Source organism: Allofournierella massiliensis (genome assembly GCF_964241245.1).
Taxonomy (GTDB): Bacteria; Bacillota; Clostridia; order Oscillospirales; family Ruminococcaceae; genus Allofournierella; species Allofournierella massiliensis.
In genome coordinates, this window is record NZ_CAXSWZ010000024.1 from 40,664 (window position 1) to 51,904 (window position 11,241).

General features: G+C 52.0%; 12 protein-coding genes and 1 riboswitch. Of the genes, 3 read left to right on the plus strand and 9 right to left on the minus strand.

Features of this window, described 5'->3' with window-relative positions; genetic code table 11:
* Positions 1-10 precede the first annotated feature (10 nt).
* From hprK to ACESYO_RS12325, 4 genes are all read right to left on the minus strand, one after another.
* Entirely contained in the window at positions 11-943 is a 933-nt protein-coding gene (hprK, locus tag ACESYO_RS12310) for an HPr(Ser) kinase/phosphatase (RefSeq protein WP_058963006.1), read from the minus strand.
* Positions 944-1,178: 235 nt separating this feature from the next.
* Complete coding sequence (locus ACESYO_RS12315; RefSeq protein WP_058963007.1) at positions 1,179-2,216, minus strand: Ger(x)C family spore germination protein; 1,038 nt, start codon at positions 2,214-2,216, stop codon at positions 1,179-1,181.
* Entirely contained in the window at positions 2,213-3,241 is a 1,029-nt protein-coding gene (locus ACESYO_RS12320) for a GerAB/ArcD/ProY family transporter (RefSeq protein ID WP_082669488.1), read from the minus strand. Before ACESYO_RS12320 ends, ACESYO_RS12315 begins: the two co-directional genes overlap by 4 nt.
* A complete protein-coding gene (locus tag ACESYO_RS12325; RefSeq protein WP_077138469.1) occupies positions 3,222-4,691 on the minus strand; it encodes a spore germination protein in 1,470 nt (489 codons plus the stop codon). Before ACESYO_RS12325 ends, ACESYO_RS12320 begins: the two co-directional genes overlap by 20 nt.
* Positions 4,692-4,782: 91 nt before the next feature.
* Between ACESYO_RS12325 and ACESYO_RS12330 the strand changes: the two genes are divergently transcribed.
* Together ACESYO_RS12330 and ACESYO_RS12335 are read left to right on the plus strand one after the other, a co-directional pair.
* Positions 4,783-5,457 (plus strand): DUF421 domain-containing protein, encoded by a 675-nt coding sequence (locus tag ACESYO_RS12330; RefSeq protein WP_058963010.1) that lies wholly within the window; start codon positions 4,783-4,785, stop codon positions 5,455-5,457.
* Complete coding sequence (locus ACESYO_RS12335; RefSeq protein WP_077138470.1) at positions 5,454-5,822, plus strand: DUF4363 family protein; 369 nt, start codon at positions 5,454-5,456, stop codon at positions 5,820-5,822. The genes ACESYO_RS12330 and ACESYO_RS12335 overlap by 4 nt, the downstream gene beginning before the upstream one ends.
* Here ACESYO_RS12335 and nrdR read toward each other — a convergent pair.
* The 5 genes from nrdR to ACESYO_RS12360 form a co-directional block, all read right to left on the minus strand.
* Complete coding sequence (gene nrdR, locus ACESYO_RS12340; RefSeq protein ID WP_058963012.1) at positions 5,802-6,275, minus strand: transcriptional regulator NrdR; 474 nt, start codon at positions 6,273-6,275, stop codon at positions 5,802-5,804. The genes ACESYO_RS12335 and nrdR overlap by 21 nt on opposite strands.
* A 104-nt stretch (positions 6,276-6,379) precedes the next feature.
* Positions 6,380-7,651, minus strand: a complete 1,272-nt coding sequence (locus ACESYO_RS12345) for an aminotransferase class I/II-fold pyridoxal phosphate-dependent enzyme (RefSeq protein ID WP_058963013.1) — start codon at positions 7,649-7,651, stop codon at positions 6,380-6,382.
* A 147-nt stretch (positions 7,652-7,798) separates the two neighbouring features.
* Positions 7,799-8,305: an AI-2E family transporter gene (locus ACESYO_RS12350; RefSeq protein ID WP_077138471.1), complete on the minus strand. Its 507-nt coding sequence runs from the start codon at positions 8,303-8,305 to the stop codon at positions 7,799-7,801.
* Positions 8,263-9,060 (minus strand): AI-2E family transporter, encoded by a 798-nt coding sequence (locus ACESYO_RS12355; protein WP_373210228.1) that lies wholly within the window; start codon positions 9,058-9,060, stop codon positions 8,263-8,265. The genes ACESYO_RS12350 and ACESYO_RS12355 overlap by 43 nt, the downstream gene beginning before the upstream one ends.
* Positions 9,061-9,099: 39 nt before the next feature.
* Positions 9,100-9,747 (minus strand): TVP38/TMEM64 family protein, encoded by a 648-nt coding sequence (locus ACESYO_RS12360; RefSeq protein WP_132587336.1) that lies wholly within the window; start codon positions 9,745-9,747, stop codon positions 9,100-9,102.
* Between the two features lie 90 nt (positions 9,748-9,837).
* Positions 9,838-9,921, plus strand: a riboswitch (NiCo riboswitch).
* Positions 9,922-10,027: 106 nt separating this feature from the next.
* On the opposite strand from ACESYO_RS12360, the gene ACESYO_RS12365 reads away from it, so the two are divergent.
* A complete protein-coding gene (locus ACESYO_RS12365; RefSeq protein WP_373210230.1) occupies positions 10,028-10,954 on the plus strand; it encodes a cation diffusion facilitator family transporter in 927 nt (308 codons plus the stop codon).
* Positions 10,955-11,241: the final 287 nt, after the last annotated feature.

The window sequence follows — 11,241 nt, forward strand, 5'->3', positions numbered from 1 at the left end:
CCTTTCTGTGTCAGATGCCAATGTCCTCATCCAGGCCAAGGCGTGCAAGCAGCTCTTTGGCGGCGTTATAACCCATCTTTTTCTGACGGTTGTTAATAGCGGCCGTTTCCAGAATTACCGCCAGATTACGGCCGGGCATAACAGGAATTACCGTCTTGGGAATCTGTACACCCAGAATATCATAGAAATCAGTTTCCAGACCGGTGCGGCTGTAATTTTTGGTTTTGTCCCAGGGTTCCAGATCCACGACCAGGTCAACCTTCTCGCTCACCTTAACCGAGCCGATACCGAAAATGCGTGCAACGTTAACGATACCGATGCCGCGCAGCTCGATAAAGTGACGGATGTTTTCCGGAGCCGTACCCACGATGGTGCGGCTGGATGTGCGGCGCAGCTCCACGGCGTCATCGGCAATCAGGCGATGGCCACGTTTGACCAGCTCCACAGCGGTCTCACTCTTGCCTACGCCACTGTCACCCAGAATCAGGATGCCCTCGCCGTAAACTTCAATGAAAACACCGTGACGGGTAACACGGGGGGCCAGCTCCACATTCAGCAGACTGATCAAAGCACTCATCAAGGTGGAAGTGGACTCCGCAGAAGACAGAACAGGCACAGAGTACCTCCGCGCAAAGTCGATCATCTCAGGCAGGGGTTCCAGACTGCGGCTGATGAGCACCGCCGGGGGGGTAAGCTCAAACAGACGCTCCAGGTGAGCGCGACGGGTAGCTGCGGGCAGCTCCTGCAGATAAGACATCTCGACCATACCGAAGATCTGGATCCGATTGGCATCGAAATACTGGTAGTACCCAGCAAGCACAATGCCCGGGCGGTTGACATCCGCCGTATAAATTGGGATCTCAGTCAATTCTTTCGGCGCATAGATCGTTTCAAGATTCAGCTGTTCCGCTACTTTGCTCAGTGGGACGGAAAATGCTGGCATAAAGAACACCCTTCCTTTTTGATGAAATTTCAGAGTTGTTTTTATTATACATGATTGCGGAAAGATTATCAATTTGATTTGCAAGAAAAGCATGCAGTATTGCACAAACTGTAGGTGCTCCCGGTGCCGCTTTTTTGTCTGGCTGAGAAGAAGTGCACAGAAAAGCAGGTCGTCCGGCAGAACGAAGACTCCAGCCGGACGACCTTTATTTTTTACAGAGATACAGGCACAGCCGCTACAGCAGTTGAAGCGCGCTGGAAAACACCACACTTTCCGGTTGGTAAAGCATACCATTTTCCGCCAGTGTAAGAGCCAGCTGCTCATTTTTATTCCGGAAACGGTTCAAAAACCCGAACGGATCGCTCTCCTCAGAAAAGGATTTTCGAACTACATCGACGGCTGTTTGCTCCAGCTGTCTGTTCAGCTCTTTTAAAAGTGAACGCCGTTCCTCCCGTGCACCGGGAAGGGATTCTCCGGTCATCTGCTCCACATGACCGGAAAATCGAATGTGAAGCGCCATGGAGCTCTCCTGTTCCACGCACTCATAAATCAGTTTGGGAGAGCGGATGGTCAGAGTGATCGGACCGTTTTCGCTTTCCATTTGAAGCTGTCCGGTTCCTTTCTGCCCACTGAACAGAGCTGCCAGCTCCATTTCGTTTCCGGACATGTGAGCCACCGGTGCTCCGTTCTGATAAAAAGTCAGCCCTGGCATCTGCACATCGTCCTCGCCGCTGAGCTTCACAAGTGGAAGAATGCTCCCGCCCTGTGCTGCGGCAAGCTGGTAAAGGTAGGTGCGATATCCTCCTCTCTCCCCCAGTCTGCGGATTCCCTCCAGTACTGCACTGGCATTATCCGAGGTAAGCGGTTGTTCATCGGCGGGAAGGTTGATACCCCACACTGCCATATTGGGGCGCCCGGCAGAGTTTTCATAAAGAAAGCGGCAGCACTCACTCATCCCCTGCTGCTGCAGTCCGGGTCCCAGAAGAAGTAGCTCGTTCTGACCGTAAAAAAGCTCTTCGGCGCGGGCGGATTCCGCCTTGCTGACAGCCTCTGCAAGGGTACTTCCTCTGCCCTCGATCAGTCGGATGGTTTCCGAGGCTTCCCCTGCGTCGGCACTTGGCTGGGGTTCAAGAACCAGCACCTGAGCGATATATTGCTGTTGATGATCCAGAAAGAGCGCTTTTACAATTACCTTGTCCCCCAGCCCTGTGGATGAGCAGCCACACAGGGCGACTGCCAGAAACAGAGGGGCAATCCGTTTTAACAATTTCATCTTTTTTGCCTCCCCGCCGAAATACGAAACAATGCCAGCCATATCAGCAATGCCAGAATGACTGCCTGCTGCAACCGGTAAGCGGCCTGTTCCGCCTGTCCCCAGGTGGCCAGGAAAATGCCGATCACTCCCGCCACTGCCAGATAGTAGGCACTGTGGCCCTTCAACACAGGGAACACCCTGCGGATGATCTGGGTAAATACGGAAAAATACAGTGTGATTTTGACAAAGAAAAGAAGCAGCCATATGCAGGCATGCAGGGCGTCCAGTCGGCGGAATACGGAAATTCCACCCAGCCGTGCAATCGTAAACAGCGGCTGTTCCTCCTGCTGGTACGCCGGGCCGAGCGTCATTTCGCCCAGCAGGCAGAATAGAGCCTGGGCGGCGAAAAGCCATATAAAAACAATCGCAGGCCGGTGTTTGGTTTTCTGTAAGGTGTCCGACGGCCATAAAACCGCCCAGAGAATCAGTTCCGGAGCCAGATAAAACTGGCTGACAAAATTCCGGGTCAGCTCTGCCCGATTCAGAGATGCAGGCTGAAGATTCACAAAGCGCAGCTGAGGAAGAACGGAAACCAACAGCAAGGCCATGGAAAAAGCGGTGAGTGCCAACACGGCCCAGGCGGTTCGAGTCAGCGCATTCAGCCCGGAATAAACACCATAAAACACCGAGACAAACAAAAGGACAAGGAAAAATTCCACCGGAAGACCAGTGCGCATGGACTGGCTGTAAAAACGTTCGCCCTGAATGATTTCCAACGCGGCAGAAAGCAGCATTACAACGCTGATCAGACTGCAGAAAATCCGATTTTCCAGTGCCCGGCAGGCTTCTTTGCGCAGCAACCACAAAAGAAATGAAAAAAACGCCATTTGACCGGCAGCGCACAGGATTCCGTGCTGTGCAGTCAGGAGCGGAGCACGGCGCCCGAAGGGCTGCAAAAACACATCGGCCAGCAGCGCTGCCCCCATAACAGCAGCCAGTTGGACGGGAGCAATTGCGGACTGTTTATTCTGTGCCATCTGCATTTCCTCCCGGTAAATCGTTTACGGAAAAGGGATGGCGGGCCAGCTGCTTCCAATTGGTGCGAAGCACCCCGTCTCGAACCGCTCCGCTTTCCCACGGGATGAGAGGCGCCGTATAGGGCAGGCCAAAGGAGTTCATTCCGCAGATGCTGGTAAGCATTATAAAAAGAAGAGCCAGAATACCGAAGGGACCAAATAAACCTCCAGCAAAGACAAACAGGATGCGGAGCACGGTGGCCGGTTCATACAGAGAAGGAATCACAAACATGGAGATTGTGGTCAGCGCTGCGGTGATTACAATGGGAGTGCTCAAGATTCCGGCCTTCACCGCTGCATCTCCCACAATGATGGCTGCCACAAGACTTACGCTGTGACCAATGGGATGAGGCAGCCGCAAACCTGCTTCCCGTACGATCTCCAGCAAAACAATAACCAGCACCATCTCAAGGAACAGTGGCAATGGTGTGGCTGCTTCTGCGGCTGCGATTTTGTACAGCAGCTGCGGAGGAAACAGCTCCGGCGTATATTCTGCAACGGAAACAAACACGCCGGGCAAAAGCACTGCAAGAAAGAAAGCGCCGTATTTGATCATGCGGATAAAGCTGGCAAAATAGGCTTTCGTGGAGTAATCGTCCAGACTTTGAAAGTGTTCACTGAAAAAATACGGGATTATCATGGCAAAGGGGCTGCCGTTTACAAGAATTATTATTTTCCCCTCGCAGAGTTTGGCGCAGGCTGTGGCCGGGCGTTCCGTATACCCTGCCTGCTGAAAAAAGCTGAACCCGCCCCGCTGCAAAAAAGGCACAAGGTAGCTGGAGTCAAACAGCACGGGAAGTTTTGCCTTGCTTAGCCGGCCGCGGATCTGCTTTACCAGTTCCTCAGGCGCCAGAGAGCGATCGTAAACCAGTGCCACCTCTGTGGCAGTCCGCTCACCACAAATCATTGTTTCCACCGTGAGCGTTTCGGTGCGGATCAGGCGACGCAGCAGGCTGATGTTGATGCGCAGCAGATCGCTGAAGCCTTCCCGGGAGCCCCGCACATTCCCTTCTCCGGAGGGCTCCTGAATGGATCGGAACTGCATGTTCTGAGTGGAAAGCACCACTGCTTTACAGCATCCGTCAATCAGAATCACTGTGGTGCCGGCGGTGAGCTGCGTGCGCAGCTGATCCACGGTTTCCACGCAGGAATTTTCCAGCGGCAGGTCGGTTTGAGACTGCATGTAATGAAACAGCTCCAGACCGCTTTCCGGCTGAAACTCACTTTTGCTCAGCATGTCCAACACCACCACCCACAAACGTTCAATGGTGGAAAGGCCCTCGAACATACAAAGACAACATGGAATCCCCAGAATCCGGACTGGCTTTGTATACAGATCAATCGAGTTGCCAAACCTCTGTTTCAGCAACTCGATATTTTGCTGAAGTTGCGGCTTCAATGTTTCTTCCGTTTGCATCGGCGTCACCTCCGGGGCTTAGTATGCCCCAAATGACCGCATTGCAAACCGAAAAGGCAGTGAGACGATTCAAAGAGACGGAGGATAAGGAATGCTGATTCTGATGCTGCGAACCCTGATGGTTTATCTGCTCATTCTGTTGGCCATGCGCCTGATGGGAAAACGTCAGCTGGGAGAATTACAGCCCGCCGAGCTTGTTTCCACCATTCTGATCTCCAACCTTGCGTCCATCTCCATCGAGTCGCCGGAGCTGCCACTTACTGCCAGCCTTGTTCCTGTGTTTTTGATTGTGGCACTGGAACTTTTCCTCTCCGGGCTGTGTTTCTGCCGGCCCAAAGCAGCACGATTGCTGTTCGGCTCCCCTGTCACCGTGATTCGAGACGGAAAGATCTGCCGCGAAACTCTGCGATCGCTGCGGTTTGGGACCGGGGACCTTCTGGAAGCCTTGCGCGGTAAGGATGTATTTGACCCGGCACAGGTAAGCTGGGCGGTGGTGGAGACCAACGGCAGCATCAGCATTTGCAAAACAGAGGACGGCGATCCCTTTATTCCGGTAATTGCGGATGGACAGCTTCTGAAGGGGGCACTTCCGCTCTGCAGGAAGGACGCCCAATGGCTGGAGTTCCTTCTCCGGAAAGAAAAATGCACTCGGGAACAGGTACTGCTTCTTCTGGTACGGGCCGGAGGCGAATACAGATTGATTCCAAAAGAAAACAGCCCCCTGCCGCAAAAGCGAATCAGAGGGCTGTGGAAAGGACAGAAATGAAACGGTTGCGGGCAGCCGCAATGATTCTTGCGGCATTGTGTTTGCTCACACTCATCGGTCAGCGTCTGGTATCGGATTCCCTCGATTCGCTGGATAAGGGGCTTGCACGGGTGGAAAGCCTTTGCATCTGTGGAGAGTATCCGCAAGCACGGGAGCAAATCCGATATATGACACAGAGCTATCAAAAGCAGCAGGCAGTACTTGCCGTGTTTATTCGAAAAGATCAGCTCCATGAACTGGAAAGTGCGCTGTATGGCCTGAACGCCTATGCACACCCGGACTATCTGCAGGATCTTCTCTGCGAAACGGGAAAACTGAAATCTCAGCTGAACGGTGTGCGCCGATTATTTTTCGGGCTGCTCTGAACGCTTGCTGAGCATTTCCTTAAGCTCATTCATGAAGGTGTTCAAATCAGAGAACTGCCGGTAAACCGAAGCAAAGCGTACGTACGCCACTTCATCAACCTTCTTCAGCTCTTCCATGGCAAGCTCACCAATATGAATGGAGGTGACTTCGCGCTCATAGCTGTTCAGAAGGGACTGCTCGATGTTATCCACCGCCCGCTCCAGCATCTCATAGCTGACCGGGCGTTTTTCGCAGGCTCGAAGCATGCCACCCAGGAGCTTCTGCCGATCGAACACCTGGCGGGAACGATCCTTTTTGATGACCATCAAAGGCACGGTTTCCACGATTTCATAAGTTGTAAAACGCTTGCCGCAGCGCAGGCATTCCCGTCGGCGGCGGATTTTCTCGCCGTCCTCCGTGGGGCGGGAATCAATGACCTTGGATTCCAGTTCGCCGCAGTAAGGGCACTTCATATGGGGTCCTCCTTTGATGAACGGCCGGGCCGTATTATCCCGCACCGCAGTTTAAGATTCCGTTATTATAGCACAGATTCGCCTGCCGTTGCAATTGGTTTTTGTTATGCCTGCAACAGTTTTTCCAGACTGGCCAGACGAACACTGACACAAAGCAGCTGGCTGGCCTGATCCAGTTCGGCCACCGTGGGATACGAGGGAGCGATGCGGAGGTGATGATCCTGCGGGTCGTTGCCGTAGGGATAAGCCGAACCAGCAGGAGTGAGAATCACACCGGCTTCCTTGCACAGCTGAACCACGCGCTTTGCGCAGCCATCCATCACATACAGGCTGATGAAATATCCGCCTTTGGGGCTGGTCCAGCGGGCAATGGCCCCGCAGGGAGTTAGCTGGCAAGCAAAGGCTTCCTTGAGCAGTTCAAATTTGGGTTCCAGAATAGCACGATGTTTTTCCATGTGTGCCAATACGCCCGCCTTGTTTTTCAAAAAGCTCACATGGCGCATCTGATTCATCTTGTCGGCACTGATGGCCATGGGAGCCATCTGGGTGAGGATGTGGCGAATATTGGCCTCACTGGCGGCCAGCGCGGCAACACCAGCTCCGGGGAAGGTCATTTTGCTGGTGGAGCATACCAGCAGAGGACGATCCTTCGTGCCATACTTTTTGCACTCGGTCAGGATATCGGGTACGGAGCAATGCTCATCGGTAAGATGATGCACACAGTATGCGTTATCCCAGATGATCTTAAAATCCGGCGCACCGGTTTTCATGCTGGCAAGCCGGCGTACCGTTTCCGCGCTGTAAATATAGCCATCCGGATTGGAATACAGCGGCACACACCAGATGCCCTTCACGCTGGGATCAGCGGCAAGCTGCTCCACCAGATCCATGTCCGGGCCATCCTCTTTCATGGGGATGGGCAGCATTTCGAAGCCGAAATACTCCGTAATGGCAAAGTGACGGTCATAGCCGGGTACAGGACACAGGAATTTAAGCTTTTCCTCGGTGCGCCAGGGGTGGTCGCTGTCCGCAAAGCCGACCCGCCAGCCCAGATCGATCATATAATACATGAGTGTGAGCGAGGAATTGCCACCCACGATGACTTCATTTTCCTCCACATCCATCAGCTCGGCAAAGAAACGGCGGGCCTGGGGCATACCGGCAAGCAAACCGTAGTTACGGGAATCCTCGCCATTTTCCCCAATGTACTGATTCTGGCTGAGCAGCTCGTTGGAAAGCTCCAACTGCTCGGCACAGGGTTTCCCGCGGGACATATCCAGTTTCAGCCCCTTTGCCTGATAGCTCTGATACTGTGCCAGAACCGCCTCGTATTCTTCCTGCAGCTCCTGCTTGGTCATGCTCTGATATTCTTTCATTGCAAACGCTCCTCTTTTGCAGCTTCCCAGCGGCGTGTCGGCAGCTTTACTGTGCTCCGGCACGGGTGGATCGATACCTGATTTTCGAACTTATTATAGTATAAATCCAGGTTTCGCACAACCCGAAAAAAAAAAACAGATTTGCGGCTAAAACTTCCATGATGGCAAAGACATACTTTTTGCTGTCAACCACACAGAATTTGAACACAGAAAAATGGCAGAGCGGGATTTCCCTGCCCTGCCATCCGAATGGGGGTAACAATGGAATGCAAATATTACAAACGCCCCTGCTCCCGCCGGGCGGTGGCTTTCCTTCAGCAAAGCATAGGCGGCGGAGGCTGCCGAAACCCCCAGCAGCATGCCGATGGGGCCGCCCAGATTACCGCCGATTGTAACAGCAGCCAATACCCATATAGCAGGAAGATTGATTTTCGAGCCCACAACTTTCGGGTAAATCATGTTTCCTTCAATCTGCTGGAGAATCAGCAGAAAGACGACAAACACAAACGCTTTGAAGGGGTTGACGGTCATTATCATAATTGCGCCTACGATTGTACCGATAAAAGCGCCTACAATGGGGATCAATGCAGTAACCCCAACAAGTGCTCCGATCATGGGCGCGTAGGGAATCCGCAAAATGAGCATTCCAACCATACACAGTGTTCCGAGGATGATTGCTTCGGTTGCTGCCCTGTAATAAACAGGCGGAAGGTGTTGCTGCAAACAGCGGCGACATGAATCAGCTCTTCAACGAAACGCTTCGGAAGCCATACATGAAGCACCCGGCTGGCCTGATGTTTCAGCCGCTCCTTTCCGGCCAGAATATATACCGCAAAGATCAGCCCAATCGAGAAAGTGATCACACCACCTGCCAGAGAACCGGCAGCCCCTACGACCTGATTGACAAGCGTGCCACTGCGGGATTTGACCCATTCCCCCATCTGCCTTTTCAATCCAAGCCAGTCGATATCGACCTTTTCAAAAAGCTGACCGAGCGGTGTACTTGTCAGAGCGGTGTTGCTTTCCATTTGTGCCAGCTGCTCCAGTCCCCCGCCGGTGATCTGAACAATGAGCTTGATCGCCTTTACCACTTCCGGTACAACCAGAACTGTGACACCGATGAAAATCCCGAACACCAAAAGAAGCGAAAGCCCGATCGAGAGCGGGCGGGCAGCATGCTGCAGTCCGGCCTTTGTGCGCAAATATCGCTCAAAAAAGCTCATCGGTACATTGAAGATCAAAGCGAGCATGACGCCAATCAGCAGCGGTTTTGCCAGGTCGAGCAGCTGAAGAATCACCGCCGCAATACTGCTTATATGGCGAAAGCCCAGATAAATCAAAATGCAGCAGGTAAACAGGCTGAGCAGCCATTTGGCGATTCGACGCCGTTTTTCAGAACTGTCAAGCATAAGCATTTTCTCCTTTTCATCTATCTAAAATTGGGGCAGTCATTCTCTGGTTTTTGCTCTTCTCTTTCCTTTGCGGCAATACAAAAAGTATGTGGCAGCAGAAGATGCCGAGAGCGTGAGCATCAGCCCAACAGAAATCCAGAATGCCGGTGATTGTGGCTGCTGAACACTTTCCCCCATGAATGTGGCTAAGACCATTCCGGGCAAAAGCCCCAGACTTCCGGCAAGAATATTTTTCCAGAAGGATGTTCTGGTTGCCCCCAGATACATGGTTACGACATCTCCCGGCAAACAGCTGATGATTCGTAAAAAGAAGCACAGAAAGAAGGAATTCTGTTGCTGCATGCTCAATATTTTTTCAAATCGAGGGTGCTTTTTCACCTGCTTGTGCACGGCTTCCATTCCTGCCGCACGGCCAACCCAATAAGGAACCGTCAGAATAATGAGTATTCCGGAAAAAATGACCAGAAGTGCAGTCCAGCCGGAAAAAAGATAGCCGCTAGCGATTTCGAGAACGATAAGGGGAAAGAAAATCGTCAGGCCTTTCAGCAAATATAAAATCAGCATTACCGCGGCCGCCATGGCGGGATCTTTGGGAATCCGGTCAAAAAAGCCCTGTACACAGAGACATGGATTTTTGATGAGCCATGGGGCCGGAAATAACACACAGCCAAGAATCAGAATCATGAGCAATGCCTTGACAGAGCGGGATATCCCATGCAATCATTAAGATACTCTTTGCACTGCATTACATCCTGACAAGAGGATGCAAATTCAACAGTACAAACTGAACAGGCGGTGGCCAACAGGCCACTTGCCGGGCCATTATGGCAGCAGAGATACGGCATCTGCGGGACAGTTGTATGTCCCCGCGGGTGCTTTTTGTTTTTCCCGGGGAATGAGAATTTTCTGATGTGGGCTGACGAGAGAAACCGTCCGATTAAAAGTATGAACAGGAGGGCTTTTTATGAAAGCTGTAAACAAGAACAACCCCATTTCCCGTGTGAATTCCGTTGATGAGGCATCCGCCATTCGCAAGATGTCTTTTGCAAGTGTGTTTGGGAATGCAGTTCTGTCCGCATTTAAGCTGTTTGCTGGCGTTGCGGGCAATTCCGGCGCAATGATCTCGGACGCAATTCACTCCTTCTCCGATGTAATCACCACGGTGATCGCCTGGATTGGTGTAAAAGCTTCAAAGAAGGAGGCGGATACCGCACATCCCTATGGTCATGATCGCATTGAATGTATCGCCTCTCTGGGATTGGGAATCATTCTGCTGGCAACCGGCCTTGGGGTAGGCAAAACCGGAGTTGAGACGATTCTCTCCGGCAGTTATGGATCGCTTGCTGCCCCGGGAGCAATTGCCCTTGCTGCGGCAATTGTTTCCATCGTAAGCAAGGAAGCCATGTACTGGTATACCCGTTACTACGCCAATCTCATAAATTCTTCTGCATTTATGGCGGATGCATGGCACCACCGATCCGATGCATTTTCATCGGTTGGTTCTCTGATCGGCATTGGCGGAGCAATGCTTGGATTCCCTGTGATGGACTCTGTGGCCAGTGTGGTGATCTGCCTGTTCATTGTGAAGGCATCCTATGATATTTTGAAGGATGGCATCGTCAAACTGCTGGATACCTCCTGCGGGGAAACCTATGACAGGAAAATGGTGGATTATATCCGCGAACAGGAAGGCGTAATTCAGGTGGACTCGCTTCGCTCCAGAATGTTTGGCAGCAAGGTGTATATTGACCTGGAGATCCAGGTGGACGGAGAAAAAACGCTGAGGGATGCGCACAAGGTGGCCGAACATATCCACAGCGAGGTGGAACGTACGTTCCCGGATGTAAAGCACATTATGATTCATGTGAATCCGTCCAACGAACCGGCCTGACGGATAACATGATCTGTGCCATATTAGGACAAACAGGGCATTTTGTCCCAATGCAAATCATCGTTTTATATTGAGAATCGGCTGATGATATGCTATACTTGCTCACATATAAGGGAGTAGTCAGCACCTTGGTGTGATGATACCAACATACTGGAGATTTCCTGGTATTATCTTAAATGACGAGACTTATCTGTTCTGGCAGATAAGTCTCTCAGCCTGTAGAAAAACCTGCTTTGGCAATCAGGCCAGAGCAGGTTTTCTGTTTGAAAACAAGAAGACAGGTGGAA

Coding starts and splice junctions, on each gene's coding strand:
- hprK (WP_058963006.1), bottom strand. CDS start 943: ATGCCAGCATTTTCCGTCCCACTGAGCAAAGTAGCGGAACAGCTGAAT.
- ACESYO_RS12315 (WP_058963007.1), bottom strand. CDS start 2,216: ATGAAATTGTTAAAACGGATTGCCCCTCTGTTTCTGGCAGTCGCCCTG.
- ACESYO_RS12320 (WP_082669488.1), bottom strand. CDS start 3,241: ATGCAGATGGCACAGAATAAACAGTCCGCAATTGCTCCCGTCCAACTG.
- ACESYO_RS12325 (WP_077138469.1), bottom strand. CDS start 4,691: ATGCAAACGGAAGAAACATTGAAGCCGCAACTTCAGCAAAATATCGAG.
- ACESYO_RS12330 (WP_058963010.1), top strand. CDS start 4,783: ATGCTGATTCTGATGCTGCGAACCCTGATGGTTTATCTGCTCATTCTG.
- ACESYO_RS12335 (WP_077138470.1), top strand. CDS start 5,454: ATGAAACGGTTGCGGGCAGCCGCAATGATTCTTGCGGCATTGTGTTTG.
- nrdR (WP_058963012.1), bottom strand. CDS start 6,275: ATGAAGTGCCCTTACTGCGGCGAACTGGAATCCAAGGTCATTGATTCC.
- ACESYO_RS12345 (WP_058963013.1), bottom strand. CDS start 7,651: ATGAAAGAATATCAGAGCATGACCAAGCAGGAGCTGCAGGAAGAATAC.
- ACESYO_RS12350 (WP_077138471.1), bottom strand. CDS start 8,305: ATGGTTGGAATGCTCATTTTGCGGATTCCCTACGCGCCCATGATCGGA.
- ACESYO_RS12355 (WP_373210228.1), bottom strand. CDS start 9,060: ATGCTTGACAGTTCTGAAAAACGGCGTCGAATCGCCAAATGGCTGCTC.
- ACESYO_RS12360 (WP_132587336.1), bottom strand. CDS start 9,747: ATGATTCTGATTCTTGGCTGTGTGTTATTTCCGGCCCCATGGCTCATC.
- ACESYO_RS12365 (WP_373210230.1), top strand. CDS start 10,028: ATGAAAGCTGTAAACAAGAACAACCCCATTTCCCGTGTGAATTCCGTT.